This window comes from Bradyrhizobium sp. BR 10261 (genome assembly GCF_019455395.1).
GTDB lineage: Bacteria > Pseudomonadota > Alphaproteobacteria > Rhizobiales > Xanthobacteraceae > Bradyrhizobium > Bradyrhizobium manausense.
Genome location: NZ_JACOFQ010000004.1, coordinates 181,204 through 195,401 on the forward strand (window position 1 = coordinate 181,204; position 14,198 = coordinate 195,401).

The 14,198-nt window shown below is 63.3% G+C and carries 11 protein-coding genes; 2 read left to right on the forward strand and 9 right to left on the reverse strand.

The features are described from left to right. Positions 1–180: 180 nt before the first annotated feature. Genes HYH07_RS06245 through HYH07_RS06260 form a run of 4 tightly spaced genes read right to left on the reverse strand, consistent with a single transcriptional unit; the run spans position 181 to position 4,202 of the window. Entirely contained in the window at positions 181–993 is an 813-nt protein-coding gene (locus HYH07_RS06245; protein ID WP_220001766.1) for an ABC transporter permease, read from the reverse strand. After that, positions 993–1,829 (reverse strand): ABC transporter permease, encoded by an 837-nt coding sequence (locus tag HYH07_RS06250; RefSeq protein ID WP_220001658.1) that lies wholly within the window; start codon positions 1,827–1,829, stop codon positions 993–995. The genes HYH07_RS06245 and HYH07_RS06250 overlap by 1 nt, the downstream gene beginning before the upstream one ends. Before the next feature lie 34 nt (positions 1,830–1,863). Beyond that, the gene (locus tag HYH07_RS06255) at positions 1,864–2,994 is read right to left on the reverse strand and encodes an extracellular solute-binding protein (RefSeq protein WP_220001659.1); all 1,131 of its coding nucleotides are present in this window, start codon (positions 2,992–2,994) and stop codon (positions 1,864–1,866) included. Positions 2,995–3,026: 32 nt separating this feature from the next. Further along, positions 3,027–4,202 carry an ABC transporter ATP-binding protein gene (locus tag HYH07_RS06260; protein WP_228749270.1) on the reverse strand — a complete coding sequence of 392 codons (1,176 nt, stop codon included), beginning with the start codon at positions 4,200–4,202 and terminating at the stop codon, positions 3,027–3,029. A 67-nt stretch (positions 4,203–4,269) separates the two neighbouring features. On the opposite strand from HYH07_RS06260, the gene HYH07_RS06265 reads away from it, so the two are divergent. After that, positions 4,270–4,782 (forward strand): 2'-5' RNA ligase family protein, encoded by a 513-nt coding sequence (locus HYH07_RS06265; RefSeq protein WP_220001660.1) that lies wholly within the window; start codon positions 4,270–4,272, stop codon positions 4,780–4,782. Between the two features lie 1,126 nt (positions 4,783–5,908). Continuing rightward, positions 5,909–7,384: a hypothetical protein gene (locus HYH07_RS06270; RefSeq protein ID WP_220001661.1), complete on the forward strand. Its 1,476-nt coding sequence runs from the start codon at positions 5,909–5,911 to the stop codon at positions 7,382–7,384. On the opposite strand, the gene HYH07_RS06275 is transcribed toward HYH07_RS06270, so the two are convergent. The 5 genes from HYH07_RS06275 to HYH07_RS06295 all read right to left on the reverse strand — a co-directional run bounded on the left by HYH07_RS06275 (position 7,381) and on the right by HYH07_RS06295 (position 14,190). Beyond that, on the reverse strand, positions 7,381–9,036 hold the full coding sequence (locus tag HYH07_RS06275) for a hypothetical protein (protein ID WP_220001662.1): 1,656 nt from the start codon (positions 9,034–9,036) through the stop codon (positions 7,381–7,383). The genes HYH07_RS06270 and HYH07_RS06275 overlap by 4 nt on opposite strands. Before the next feature lie 271 nt (positions 9,037–9,307). After that, positions 9,308–10,015 (reverse strand): fumarylacetoacetate hydrolase family protein, encoded by a 708-nt coding sequence (locus HYH07_RS06280; protein ID WP_220001663.1) that lies wholly within the window; start codon positions 10,013–10,015, stop codon positions 9,308–9,310. Then, complete coding sequence (gtdA, locus tag HYH07_RS06285; protein ID WP_228749271.1) at positions 10,008–11,084, reverse strand: gentisate 1,2-dioxygenase; 1,077 nt, start codon at positions 11,082–11,084, stop codon at positions 10,008–10,010. The genes HYH07_RS06280 and gtdA overlap by 8 nt, the downstream gene beginning before the upstream one ends. Before the next feature lie 14 nt (positions 11,085–11,098). After that, complete coding sequence (locus tag HYH07_RS06290) at positions 11,099–12,469, reverse strand: MFS transporter (RefSeq protein WP_220001664.1); 1,371 nt, start codon at positions 12,467–12,469, stop codon at positions 11,099–11,101. A 71-nt stretch (positions 12,470–12,540) separates the two neighbouring features. Then, a complete protein-coding gene (locus HYH07_RS06295) occupies positions 12,541–14,190 on the reverse strand; it encodes a benzoate-CoA ligase family protein (protein ID WP_220001665.1) in 1,650 nt (549 codons plus the stop codon). Between the last annotated feature and the right edge of the window lie 8 nt (positions 14,191–14,198).

A 14,198-nucleotide genomic window follows, 5' to 3' on the forward strand; every position in this document is an offset into this window, starting at 1 on the left:
CGCGCCCTCTAGGTAAATTATCAACAACCAACACCTTTTCCTGGGCTACCCCCCTCCCTACCCTCCCCCACAAGGGGGGAGGGAATGCACCTCCGTCGGGGGGACTAATCGAGTCTCATCTGTTCGCGCTTTAGGCATGATCTCCGCTCAAACGCGTTCCGCGTTTGTCGCTTCGCCCTTTCAGGCGCCCACCTTGGCCAGCACGTCGGCGCGCAGGAAGCGCTCGATGAAGAGCATGAACAGCACCGAGGGCACGAGCAGGATCAGCGCCGTGATCGAGGCAACCTGGTAGTTGCCGCCCATCGCCGCATTGTAGAGCAGCAGCGGCAGGGTCCTGACCTGCGGCACGCCGACGAAGAAGGTGCCGGTGAACTCGTCGAGCGATTCCAGGAAGACAAAGATGCCGCTGGCGACGATGCCGGGCGCGGCCAGCGGCAGCGTCACCGAGACAAACGTCTTGAGCGGCGAGGCGCCGATGTTGCGCGCCGCCAGCTCCAGATCCCTGTCGACCGCGCCGAAGGCGGCGGCCGCGATCCAGACCGAATAGACCAGCCCGTGCGCGGCATGGACGAGCACCACGCCGAGGACCGTGCCGTTGATGCCGAGCTGGTAGAAGACGCGGGCGACGTTGATGTAGATCGCGACCGACGGAAAGGCCTGCGGCAGCAGGAACACAACCATGAACAAGGCGCGCGCCGGCAGCCTCAAGCGCGCCAGCGCGTAGCCGGCCGGGATCGAGAGCGCGAGCGCGACGACGACCGTCAGCACCGCGATAAAGACCGATGTGCCGAGCGAGGCCATGGCATCGCCCGTGGGGCGGAAGACCTGCTCCCAATAGCGCGTGCCGTAGCTCACCGGCAGCTTATAGGGCGTGTACCAGCGCTCGGCCACGGACCACAGCGCGAGGTTGGCGAGCGGGCCGATCAGGACGAAGGCAAAGGCCGCGAGCAGGAACGCGGCCAGCACCGTGCGCAACGAGGATGCCAGGCGCATCATGGCACGCCCTCCTTCGCCATGCCGCGCTTCAGATAGATGATCGCAGCGCCGGCCGAGAGCAGATAGGTGATGACGCCGAGCGCATTCGCCGTGGCGTAATCGCCATAGGCGTTGATGCGGAAGGCCATGTCGACGGTCAGCAAGGTGGGCTGCGATCCCGCCACCATCATCGGTACCGACAGCACCGAGAGCATCGTCACGAACGACAGCACCAGCGCCACGAGCAGCTGCGGCATCACCTGAGGCAAGGCGAGCTCGACCAGCACGCGCAAGCGAGAGGCCCCAAGATTGCGGCCCGCCTCCAGCGTCGCGCGGTCGATCGCGGCGAGCGCGCCCGCGAGCAGCAGGGCAACGAAGGGCGTCTGCTTCCAGACAAAGGTGGCGATGATGCCGCGCCAGTCGAGGAAGCTGACCGCCTGGAGCGGCTCCATGAGCCCCATGGCGACGAAGGAATTGTTCATCAGCCCGTTCTTGGCGAGGAAGGTGCGCATGCATTGTGCCGCGACGATGAACGGGATGAAGAGCGGCCAGCGATAGAGCGCTTTCAGCGTGCCAACGATCAGACGGTTCTCGCCCAGCGTCAGCGTACCGGCGATGACGATGGCGGCGAGCCCTGTGAAGGAGCAGGAAACGAGCACGATCACGACGGTGAAGAGTATGTCGCCGGAATAGAGCTCCCAGGCCTTTCGAAAGGCATCCAGCGAGAAACCTCCGTTCGGCCCGGTGAAGGCCGAAATCAGCGAGAAGCTCAGCGGATAGAGAAACAGCGCCGCCACCAGCGCGAGGCCAGGCGCGATGAGCAGCAGAGCGAGCTGGCGTTGGGAGATGGACATCGAACCTGCCGACAGCGGCGCGCCGCAACCAACCTCAATTCGCGACCTTCTTCTCGTAGCCCTCGAGGATGTCGTTGAAGTAGGGCGCTATCGGAAAGGGCTTGCCGTTGCTGGCGAGCTCTGCCGGCGTCACGTCGCTGAAGAGCTTGTCCCAGGCGGCCTTGTCGAGCTTGCCTTCAAGGTTCCTGGCGTCGATGCCGGGATACCAGTTGAACTTCTTGACGATGCCGTCGGCCTGGACTTGCGGCGAGGTTGCCAGCGCAATGAAGGCCTCGGCCAGCTTCTTCTGTGCCGATTTCTCGGGAATCGAATAATACATCGGCTGGCCGGGCATGCCGGGCGAGATCAGCTTCAGCTTCATGTTCGGCGGCAGCTTGCCGTCGGCCTGCCACGAATAGAACATGTCGACCCAGACCGGGCCGATCGCGATCTCGCCGCGGTTCAACATGTCAAGCGTGCCGGCATTGCCGGGGGTGATGGTCGCAACGGCGTTGAAGGCCTTCAGATCCGCGAAGGCCTTGTCCCAATTGGCCTTGGTGGCGGCGTCGTAGGGACCTTTCATCAGCCTGTCGGCATCGCCGCCGAATGCGTAGACCCAGCCGGCGACGAAGGCGACGCCCGACATGCCACCCTTGATGCCGTTATAGCCGAACTGCTTCGGATTCTTTTTGGCCCAATCGGCGAGTTCGGCGAAGGTTGCCGGCGGCGTCTTGACCATGTCGGCATTGTAAGCGAGCGCGGTCTGCGACTGGAACATCGGGATGACGTAGCCGCTCACGTCGGTGCCGAGCGCGTTCTTGGACGAATCGCCCGTGGCGAGCCTGGCAGTATCGACATTGGCCGAATATTTGTCGAGCAGGCCTTCCCTGACCATCTGGCCGGCGGCCTTCTGGTGGATCACCACCACATCGAAATCGGATGCGGTCGCGCCTTTCTGGGCGTTGAGCTTCTCGTAAATCTTCTGCGAGCCGGCATCGCCCGGCCCGGTGCCGACAGCGACGATCTTGACGCCCGGATGAGCCTTCTCGAACATCGGAGCAAGGTAATCCTTGACGTAATCGACCATGTTCTGATCGCCCGCGGAGGCGACGTTGAGCGTTTGCGCTGCGAGCGGCGAAGCCGCGATCAGCGCGGCGAGCGAGGTGGCGATCGTGAGAAGGCGCATGGTCTGGCTCCGTGTCGGATCGTTGGAAGGACTCACGCAGGGATGGAGGCCTGTATGGAGGCCGGTGCGGCCGGGAAGATGTGAAGGCGTGAAAGCGGGATACGGAGGCCGACGGCCGCGCCGGGTTCATGCCTGATGGTGTGATCCACGGTCAGCTGACGGCCGGCGGCCTCGACCCTGTAGCGGTAGAGCCCACCCGGATAGCTGCGCGCCGCAATGCGACCCGGCACCACCAGATCCTCGCCCGGTGCGGCGTCGGGGGCATCCAGACTGGCTGCGTCGTCGCGGAAATAAGCGAGTGCTTCGCCCGCCGGCAGGGCAAGGTCGCGTTCACGGGGGAGCACGTGGCGCGCCTCGCCAGCCGTGATCGTGGTCCGGCCCGCACCGGTGACGACATGCAGGGGCAGGACGTTCTCGGCGCCCATGAAATTGGCGACGAAGGCGCTGTTCGGCCGGTCGTAGACCTCCTCGGGCGTGCCGATCTGTGCGATGCGGCCGGCATTCATGATGACCAGCCTGTCGGCCATCGTCATCGCCTCCTCGCGGTCATGCGTGACATGGATTGTGGTGACGCCGAGCCGCTGCTGGATGGCGCGGATCTCGTGGCGCATCGTCATGCGGATCTTGGCGTCGAGGTTCGAGAGCGGCTCGTCCAGCAGCAGGATGCCGGGGTCGACCGCAAGCGCGCGTCCCAGCGCCACACGCTGGCGCTGCCCGCCCGACATCGCCGTGACCTTGCGATCTTCGTAGCCGGCGAGCCCCAGCATCGCCAGCAGCGAGGACACCTTGGCGGCGATGTCGCGCTTGGACGCCCCGCGCAGCTTCAGGCCGTAGCCTACATTCTGGAGCACCGTCATATGCGGCCAGAGCGCATAGGACTGGAACACCATCGCCATGCCGCGCTTCTCGGGCGGCAGACCCGCGACGTCCTTGCCGCCGACGGCGATCGAGCCGGACAAGACCGGCACAAATCCGGAGAGCGCGCGCAGCAGCGTGGTCTTGCCGCAGCCGGAGGAGCCCAGCAACGCCGTGAAAGACCCCGGCGCGAAATCGAGATCGACGCCGTGAAGCACCTTGGTGCCGCCATAGGCGACGTGCAGGCCGCGCACCTCGATTGCCGCGCCGACACCCGACATAGCTTGCGAGCCCGCCCGCACCTTCCGCTCCTCCACGCTGCCCGATTTGTTCAGATGGAATTGTTCTTCCATTCTGCGATCAGCGTGGAATAAACATACCGACCCCTAGCTCGCTCGTGCAACAGATTTATGACTTGCGATGACCGTCGAGATCCGATCGCTCTGGCTGATGCCGTGCCCCGAAGACGATGCGTTTCTCGCTTCGCTCATCGGTGAGCTTGCGGCGCGCTTCGGCACGCCGACTTTTGCGCCGCATCTGACGTTGCGCGGCGACACCAATGCAACGTTCGAGCAGCTCCACGACGACGCGCGGGCAGCAGCCGCAGCAATGCAGCCCTTCACCGAGCCGATCACCGGGATCGAGACGACGCAGGCGTTCTTCCGCGCCTTCTACGCGCGCTTCGCCGTCTCCGTGCCGCTCTTCGGGCTGAAGCGACGCCTCGATCCGCAGGAAGCCGGACGCTTCATGCCGCATGTCTCGCTGCTCTATGGCAACCTGCCGGAAAGGGTGAAGGCGCCGGCATCAGTCGAATTCGGGCAGCGTCTCGCCGGCCGCACCATCAGCTTCGACAGGATTTGCGTCGTCCGTTCAGGACAGGACATTCCCATCGCCGATTGGACGATCCAGGCGTCGGTGGCGCTCGGGCGCTGAGGCCAGACCTTAGGAGAGGCCGATCGGATGACCGCGACAGTGCTGGACTGCCCCTGAGCAAGAACCAAATCGACGACCCGGCGTTATCTATGGAGCGCGGAGGTCTGACGATGGACCCGAATGATCGAGCAGCCTTAGCCCTATCCACGATCGCCCTTGCCATCGCCATTGTCGCCGCATCGGCAATTACGTTGGAGCGCGTCAATACTCGTCCGTCCAGCAATGACACGCCTCCCGGAACGGTCGGGCTGGCGCGGCCACACCCACCGCTCGACCGCGCTCCCGGTGAACCGATACAGACCGTAGGCACGCCCTCTGGCACAAATATTCGGCAGCACCCCTGACGGACACCGGCCGGCCCATCGGAAGACCTCAAGATCTTGAGTGTCGCCTCTGCAAGGCTGGGCCTTTGTAGAGCGGTCGCCCAGCGCGGCGACGCGGGCTCATCCAGTATGGGCTTACAGATTCGCACGAATTCCACCGTCAACCCGATCATGATGCCGCGGATGTGACCCGCCGCCGGGCGATGACGGATTGCGTGGACATCGACCGAGGCTCACTTGATGGTTCACCGCAAGTCCGCCGGAGCGACGACCATGCGATCAGGTCTGATCCTCAGTCTTTTGATTTTCCTGTGTGCGCCTGTCGGCGCCGCCATGGCAGCCCAGGGACACCGGCATCATGCAACTGCTCACTCGGCCCGGGCCTTGACGAGAGGGCCCGCCGGGGCCTGGGCCTATTCACCAGCAGGGCCGGCCCACCCTCAGCCGCTCCCGCATTACGATGATCAGCCAGAACCAGGTCACAATCCGTTTGCGCGATGGGGCGGCTAGCACCGGACGCCGTTGCAGCGGCGCGGTCGCTGCTGGCGGCAGCCATGGTCAAAACCTGCGAAACCAGCGTCAACGTTGCGTTCTGACAAGACCGGGCATCGGACCATCGCTCCAGACCGATACCTGGCATTAACCATCTCTTCCTTCTGCTTGCGGAACCTCGATTGCACAATCGACCTTCATTCTACCTTAGATTATTCGCCGCTAGGCTGTGAGGGAATGGACGACAACCAACGGCGGACCGCCGACGCACCTCCGACCTATGTTTTGGAATGACCGATCGGAATGTCCGGATGCTGCAGAATCTTGCTGAACCATCCGGAGCAACGCCGTCATCGACGTTGGGAACGTACGTCTTCCTGATCTCGCTCTTGAGCGTATTCTACCTGTCCAACGCGTCACTCATCTTGAGTCACTACGACCTCGGCTGGCACCTGGCCGCCGGTGAGTTGATCAGAAGCGAAGCGCACGTTCCGTTCCAGGACCCCTGGTCGTTCACGCTCGGGACCAAGCAATGGTTCAACCTCTCCTGGTTATGGGATGTTATCGCCAGCTTGATTTTCAAGTATGCCGGCTACGGCGGTCTCGTCGGCCTGGTTGTCGTGTGCGGCGCGCTGATCATTCGGTATCTGACGTCAGCCTGCCTGGAGACCGGGGCTTCGGCGCTCGCCGTCTGCGTCGCGACTTTCGCAACAGGCCTTTTGTACCCGGCCTATGAGGCTGCTCCCAATACATACCTGGCAGCATCTCCGAACGTTTCGACAATGCTGTTCAGCGTCGTTTTCTACCGGGAATGCCTGCGGTCGACCAAGCTGTGGCTGTTGCCCTTGATGATGATGTTGTGGGTCAACCTGCACGGAGGGTTCGTGCTGGGCTTCATGATCCTCGCAGTCTTTGGCGCAGGGGCCCTATGGCGCCGCGACTTGAGAAGGTTCAAAGCCATAATGCTGGCGGGGCTGGGTTGCTTTGCCGTGACCTTCGTCAATCCATTGGGCTGGCAAATCTATGAGGGTGTGACCGCGACCTTGGGACACTTCGTCCAAGGCAATATCGGCGAGTGGCTTCCGTACTCTCACAACATCGAAATCCCGGGCAGCATTCCCGGAATGGTCTACATTGTCGCGTTTGTTGCGCTCGAATTGCGCTACGGAGCGTCGACGGAAATCCGCACGGAGGCACGCATTCTGTCCTGGGTCTTCCTGGCCCTCGGCCTCCATCAATTTCGATACATGTCCTTTTTCTTCATCTTCTCGACCATCCCGATGGCTCTGCACCTCGATCGGATGATCCCCAGGCAGTTGCCTCAGCTGCAAATTCAGCGGGCGCTCGTGAGCGCGGCGATTCTTGGCGCATGTGTGCTCCCTCTGACATTCATTCAGATCAGGCCCGCTCTGGCGTTACCCGAGATGATGTCGGAGCAGGACGCCGAATATCTGCAAACGCATCTTTCGCATGCGCGGGTGCTCAATCACTGGAACGTCGGAGGATATTTGATCCTCCTGACTCATGGAACGGTCCCCCTGTTTGTGGACGGACGGGCGGCCACCGCCTATCCCGACGAACTGTTGCGAGATTACTTCAGGCTGGTTCACTGGGAGATCGACGAAAACACCTGGGACGACGTGCTCGAAAAATATCACATCGACGCCGTGCTATGGCTCAGGGGACATGAAGAACTCAGGCGGTTTCTGGTAGGAAAACGCGGGTGGAAAGAGGCCCACACCGGCGTCTACGAAAGCGTCTATGTCAGACCTGGCATGGCACCTTAATAGACGCGCAAGACGATCGCGTCGTCGTCCGAGCTGACCTGCCGGTAGGTTCGCAGATAGTCGTCAACACTGCCGTCAGTCTCGTTCCAGACGAAGGAGTGGCCCGTGGAGCGGCGCAGCACGATATATTTGACATGTGCTGCTGCGAGTTGACGCTGCTGGGCAGCAAGATTGCCGGTCTCGAGTTGATCGGCCAGGGTGACAGCCAATTTGCGTGATGTTTCGCCGGCAACGATAGGATGACCATGGCAGACCGACAGTGCCATGGCGATGTTTCCCGCAATGTAGCCGCGCGGCAGATCCAGTACGCCGAAGCTGTCGGAATCGCCGGCGATCGCAGCGAGCGCGGGCGAGCAGCGTATCGATGTCGCGGCGAGGTTCATCGGAAAGAAGTCGAACAGGATCGCAATCGCGGCAAGCGCCATGCAAGCGCGTTGCCTGATGCCGACCCGGCGGGCAGCAATCACGCAAGCTTGTGCCAGGCCGAGCCCCAGGAACATGTAGACCATGACAACGGCACGGGCAGGCGTGCGCACATTCGCGAAGAAAGGCAGCTTGGCCAGGATGAAATAGGGCAGAGGCAGCCCGGAAGGACGCCCTGCGATGTGCAGCGTCTCGCCCGCGGCAAGCACGAGAAAGAACAGCATCCCGGCCAGCGCGTAGTGCATGATCCGCCTGTCGGTCTCCGTTCTGCAGGCGAACGCCCAGGCCAGCACCGCGAGATTGGCGAGGCCCAGATAAACCGTGGCCTCCCAGGGATTGCCGGTCAGGCGGGCATAGAGGCTCTCCCCGAGCCGAGCCAGAAAATGGCTGGGTGGAAAGACGACCAAGGCAAAAAGATCGGCGACGAACGCGTTGGTGCCTGCATTGGTGGGACCGCGGGCGATGATCATCGGTATCAGCCACGGCGAAAGCAAGAGAATGCTGCCGATCACGCAAAGCATCGGCGCAGCCAGCTGCCATTTGTCCGGCCATTTCCGATCCCGGTTGCATCGAAACACAAGATCAAAAGCCATGAAGTAGAACGCGTAGAACAGATAATACCAGCATGACAGCGCGCTGAGCGCCATCATCGCGCTTGCCGCGGCGAGATGGAGGTAATTCCGCTCTTCGACTGACCTCAGATAAAACAGCACAAACAGCGGCAGGAATTCGATCGTCGCGACATGAGCGTGGTGCATCACTTGCGCCACGTGCCAGGGGTTGAAGGCAAAGACGAAGCCGGCCAACACCGCCCCCGCATCGCATCCCGCGCGCTCGCCCAGGAGATGCCGTGCCAGCAGGAACATCGCCGCAGCAGAAAGCGGAAAAGACGCCAGCAACGTCAAATTTTGGAAGAGGATCAGATCGGTAAGGCTGGTGCCGAATATCTGGCCAAGCAGCATCACGGCTGCGACCTGCGGCCAGGCAAAACCGTGATAGCTGAGCGATGTACCCTCGGGGTAGCGGATCTGGTTCGTGAACAGAAAGTCGCGCCAGCCGTGGGCTGTTGCCGCGTGCCAACTGTTCCAGAAATCCTGCATATTGTCTTCTTCCGGCCCGATCAGCGCCGACGACAAATGCCCGAGCCATGGCCAGAACAGCAGGATGGTCAGGATGACAAAGCCGCCGACAACCAACGGCATCGTTGGCGTGCCGATCGGCCGGCGCATGACCGCGCCCGCGTTCGTGTCCAGAGCAACCATCACGACCACCGCCTTAAGGCGGACGGCGGATACGGCCCGCCGACGCGTTCTGTTGCGGAGAATTCCCTGTCTGAAAGAGCGGCGCGACTGGAGGGCATGACAAGTACGGGCATGCCACCCAGATAGTCCATGACCATTTACAACAACTTAAGGTGAAAGAGCGCAGGTCGACGCGCGCCGGTGCTGCGCTTGCATCGTCGACCACCGATCGAAGGTCCGCTCTTCCGCCCCGACAATCCTATCTGACGGGTATCCTGATTTCGCCCAGCCCCTCGATTCCTCCTGTCATCACCTGGCCTCGCCGCACGGGGCCGACGCCTTCCGGCGTTCCCGTCATGATGATGTCACCGGGCTTGATCGCCATCGACTGCGAGCAGATCGAGATGATATCAGACACAGGCCAGATCAGCTTTGAGATGTCGGAATCCTGCTTGAGCGTGCCGTCGACGGCAAGCCAGATGCGCCCGGCGTTGGGATGGCCGACGTCCGAGACCGGTCGCAGCGGCGCGATTGGCGCCGAGAGATCGAAACCCTTGCCCCAGTCCCAGGGACGGCCCTGCTCGCGGGCCTGAAGCTGGAGATCGCGACGGGTCAGATCGATGCCGACGCCATAGCCCCAGACATGATCGAGCGCGCGCCCCGTGGGGATGTCCGTGCCGCCCTGCCCGATCGCGACGATCAGTTCGATCTCGTAGTGGAAGTTGCTGGTCTGCGGCGGATAAGGAACCGTCGTGCCGTCGTCGACGACCGTGTCGGCGGGCTTCATGAAGAAGAACGGCGGCTCGCGGTCGGGATCGCGCCCCATCTCGCGGGCGTGCGCCGCGTAGTTGCGACCGACGCAGATGATCCGGCGCACCGGAAAGCGCGCCAGGGAACGATGGACGGCAACGGAGGCTTGCGGCGGCACAGGCAGAACGAAGTCGGGGTGAGAGATGGTGTCAGGCATTGCCACGGTCCTCTCGGAACAGATGCAGAGCTTCCTGAATGGGTCGGTCGGAATAGGAGAAGATCACGGCGTCGCCGCCGATCGCCTCATGACGCACGCGATGCCAGGACGGAACGACGAAGATGTCGCGCTTGCTCCAGTCGACCACGATGTCCTCGCCTGTCCGAGACGAGATGACGCTGCGGCCCTTGCCCTCGATCGGCACGAACACGGTGGCATCCGTCGAGCGGTAGGCGGCGGTGGAAAAGCCCTTCGTCAGCAGCTGGATGAAAGTCGCCATGGTGGCCATGGCGTGATTGCCCGTGATCGGATTGGTGTAGCGCATCTTGAGTCCGTGGCAGGGATCCCAGGCGGCGGCGCGCCGCAAGCGTTCGAGCTGTTCGCGCGTGCGTGCATAGGGATAGTTGAACACCGGCGAGGTGCCGCCACCTCCCCTGTGATCGACCGGCAGCAAATTGTGGCCATAGCGGGCGTCGCTGTCGCCGACGGGCCTCGTGATCGGCTGCTCGTCGACGTCGAGATGCTCGGCGAAGGATGCATCCAGCATCTGAATGACGGGGATGTCGAGACCATCCAGCCAGAACACCGGCTTCGAGCCGGGGTTGCCGTGATCGTGCCAGGCCCAGGGTGGGGTGATGATGAAATCGCCCTCATGCATGATGGTGCGTTCGCCGTTGACCGCGGTGTAGGCGCCCTCACCCTCGAGGATGAACCGTAAAGCGGATTGCGTATGGCGGTGCGCCGGCGCAACCTCGCCCGGCATCACCAGCTGCACGCCGGCGTAGAGATCCGTCGTGATCTTCGACTGGCCGCGAAGACCGGGATTTTCGAGCACGAGAACCCGCCGCTCCGCCTCCTTCGCAGTGATGAGACTGCCGGCCTCGAGCATGTAGGCGCGGATCTCGTCGAAGCGCCAGGATGCAGGGCGGCACGCGCTTCTCGGCTCCGGCGTGACCAGATCGGCCAGCGACAGCCACAGGGCCGTCAGGTTTCTCTTGTCGATCTTGTCGTAGAACGCCCGGCGCTCTGGCGTGTCGGCGGTGGGCGCCATGATGGCTTGATGGGACATGGTCTGTCTCGCTGTTAGTGATGGAGTGTCGCCGCCGACGGCACGAGCTTGAGCGACGGCTCGCGTCGGCGCAGCGCGATCACCGCAAGGCCCGCCAGCACCGCCGGCACCGCCGCGGTCAGGACGACGGACTGCGCGTCCCATCCGAAGCCGAGCAGCACGCCGCCCGCGACCGGGCCGATGATCGAGCCGATGCGGCCGACACCCAGCGCCCAGCCCACGCCGGTGGAGCGGATCTCGGTCGGGTAAAGGCCGGCGGCCAGCGCGTTCATGCCGATCTGCGCACCGACCACGCCGAAGCCGGCGAGGAAGGTCGAGATCATCAACGTCCAGACACTGGTCGATCCGAAGGCAATCCCCGCGATGAAGAGGGCCGAAGCCAGATAGGCGCCGCCGAGCACCAGATAGGGATCGAGCCGGTCGACGAAGCGGCCGAGGACGATCGCGCCGACGACGCCCCCGGCATTCAGCACCGCCGTCGAGAGGATCGCGATGTTGAGGGGCAGGCCGCTCGCCTTGAGCAGCGAGGGCATCCAGTTCACGAGGAAGTACATGACGAGCAGGTTCATGAAGAACGCGATCCAGAGCAGGACCGTCATGGATGCGCGGCCTTCGGCGAGGAGCTTCGTCACGGGGAAGCCAGATCCTTGGAAGCCCGATCCTTGCGAACCATGCACGACGTAGCGGCTCGCCGCGGTCGCCGAGATATCAGGATCAAGCCTTGCGAGCAATGTCGCAACCCTGATATCTGCGACCTCGCGCGTCAGGAGATAGCGGATCGACTCGGGCAGCCAGGCGAACAGCGCGATCAGGGTGAGAAGCGGAAGCACGCCGCCGACGACGAAAACCGCCTGCCAGCCGAACGCTCCGATCAGAGGCGCGCTGATCAGGCCGCCGATGGTCGAGCCCAGCGGAAAGCCGCAGAACATGATGGCGATGAGCAGCGCGCGCATCCGTTTCGGCGCGTATTCGCTGGTCAGAGCGACGATGTTGGGCATGGCGCCGCCGAGGCCAAGGCCGGTCAGGAAACGGTAGACCAAGAGCTCGTTCAGCGTGGTCGCACGCGCCGTGACGAGTGCGAACATCCCGAACAGCAGCACGGACAGCAGGATCACGCTCCGGCGGCCGAACCGGTCGGCCGCCGGGCTGAGGACGAATGCACCGACGGCTAGGCCGGCGAGGCCCGCGCCGAAGATCGGACCGAAGCCGGCCATGGCGATCCCCCATTTCTCGGCGATCACAGGTGCGACATAGGCGATCGCCTGCGTGTCGAAACCGTCGAGCAGCGCGATCCATGCGCAAAGAACCAGGATCAGAAGCTGGAGGCGTCCGAACCGCGCCTCTTCGATAGCCTCGGTAACGTCTACAACATCAGCAGCGGACATCACGAACTCCAGTGAGCGTGGGTTTCTAGGCTGTGACCTTCAGGAGACTTTGAGAGAAGGAGGAGGCCCGTTCAGGCCACCAGCGGGGCGCTGCGCAGCTTCTGCCGGTCGATCTTGCCCGTTCCCGTCTTCGGCAGTTCGGACCGGTATTCGATCAGGCGCGGATATTTGTAGGGAAGCAGCTTCGACTTGACGTGATCCTGCAGCTCCCGCGTCAACGTCTCGCTCGCCGCATGACCGTCCCGAAGGATCACGAACGCTTTCGTGGTCATGCGGCGGTCGGGAAGCTCGAGGCCCAGGACCGCGCATTCCCGGACCGCGGGATGCTCCGACAGGCAGAGCTCGATCTCGACCGGGTAGATCCACTGGCCGCTCACCTTGATGAGGTCGTCGACGCGGCCGACGAAGGTGAAGAAGCCGTCGGCATCCTCGACGAGCCTGTCGCCGGTCCAGATCCATCCCGCCTCGCGCATGGTCTGCGCGGTCTTGTCAGGCCTGTTCCAGTAGCACGGCGCGTTGGAGTGACCGCGGACCCACATCACGCCTTCTTCGCCTTGCGCGACGGGCTGCCCTTCGGGCGAGGTCAGGCGAATCTCATAGCCGGGAACGCGCTTGCCCGCGGTGCCGGTCTTCCTCTGCGCGCGCGTGTTCGACAGATAGATGTGCAACACTTCGGTCGATCCGAGCCCTTCGACGATCTCGAGCCCGAAGCGTCGCTTCCAGTCGCTGAAGATGTCCTGCGACAGCACTTCGGCGGCCGACAGGCTGAGGCGCACGCTCGACAGATCGGCAGTTTCGATGCGCGGATGATGCAGCAGCGCGTTGTAGAGCGTCGGCAGGCCGAAGAAAAGTGTCGGCTTGAACCGCTCGATCAGGTCCAGGACGGCGCCCGGCTCGGGCCGCCCGGCGAGCAGGATCGTGCTGGCGCCGACCGAGAACGGGAACGTGATCGAGTTGCCGAACCCGTAGGCGAAGAAGATTTTTGGCACCGAGAAGCAGATATCGCTCTCTTCGATTGCCAGGATGTGACGGCCGAAACTGTCGGCCGTGTAGGCCATGTCGTGCTGCAGATGCACGATGCCCTTCGGCCGGCCGGTGCTGCCCGAGGAGTACATCCAGAACGCCATGTCGTCGCGGGACGTCGGCGCAGCATCCAGCTCTGAAGGAAACTGGTCGAACCAATGGTCACCGCCCAGAACCTTGACCGGGGACTCGACCGCGACCTCGCCGTTGAGCACGACCAACGTATGCAGCTGCGTTGCTGCGACCGTCTCCCGGTCGAACAGGGCAGCATATTCGGCGTCGACGACCGCGACCGGCGCGGCCGAGTCCTGCAGGTAAAAGCCGATGAGGTCCTTGGGCGACAACGTGTTGATCAGCATCGGCACGAAGCCGGCACGGACCGCGCCGAAGAACGCCGCGGGATAGGACGCTGTGTCGTTCAGCAGGAGGAGCACGCGGTCACCGCGGCGAAGCCCGAGCGAGCGAAGCGCGTTGCCGCATTGGGCGGCCCTGGCACACAACTCGCCATAGCTGGTGTTGCCGGCCGCGGTGTAGATCGCGACCTTGTCGGCGCGGCCGGCGCCGAGATTGCCGAACAGGATTTCGCTGGCGTTGTAGCGCTCGGCAATATCGAAGCCGATCTCCTGCGCGCAGGGCGCATCATCAGGCACATGGTCCACGATCGCATTCGAGAGCGTTTGGTCGATTCCGTCCGTCATGGCAGCGC

Coding starts and splice junctions, on each gene's coding strand:
- HYH07_RS06275 (WP_220001662.1), bottom strand. CDS start 9,036: ATGCGCCGGCCGATCGGCACGCCAACGATGCCGTTGGTTGTCGGCGGC.
- gtdA (WP_228749271.1), bottom strand. CDS start 11,084: ATGTCCCATCAAGCCATCATGGCGCCCACCGCCGACACGCCAGAGCGC.
- HYH07_RS06265 (WP_220001660.1), top strand. CDS start 4,270: ATGACCGTCGAGATCCGATCGCTCTGGCTGATGCCGTGCCCCGAAGAC.
- HYH07_RS06280 (WP_220001663.1), bottom strand. CDS start 10,015: ATGCCTGACACCATCTCTCACCCCGACTTCGTTCTGCCTGTGCCGCCG.
- HYH07_RS06290 (WP_220001664.1), bottom strand. CDS start 12,469: ATGTCCGCTGCTGATGTTGTAGACGTTACCGAGGCTATCGAAGAGGCG.
- HYH07_RS06270 (WP_220001661.1), top strand. CDS start 5,909: ATGCTGCAGAATCTTGCTGAACCATCCGGAGCAACGCCGTCATCGACG.
- HYH07_RS06295 (WP_220001665.1), bottom strand. CDS start 14,190: ATGACGGACGGAATCGACCAAACGCTCTCGAATGCGATCGTGGACCAT.
- HYH07_RS06250 (WP_220001658.1), bottom strand. CDS start 1,829: ATGTCCATCTCCCAACGCCAGCTCGCTCTGCTGCTCATCGCGCCTGGC.
- HYH07_RS06260 (WP_228749270.1), bottom strand. CDS start 4,202: ATGGAAGAACAATTCCATCTGAACAAATCGGGCAGCGTGGAGGAGCGG.
- HYH07_RS06255 (WP_220001659.1), bottom strand. CDS start 2,994: ATGCGCCTTCTCACGATCGCCACCTCGCTCGCCGCGCTGATCGCGGCT.
- HYH07_RS06245 (WP_220001766.1), bottom strand. CDS start 993: ATGCGCCTGGCATCCTCGTTGCGCACGGTGCTGGCCGCGTTCCTGCTC.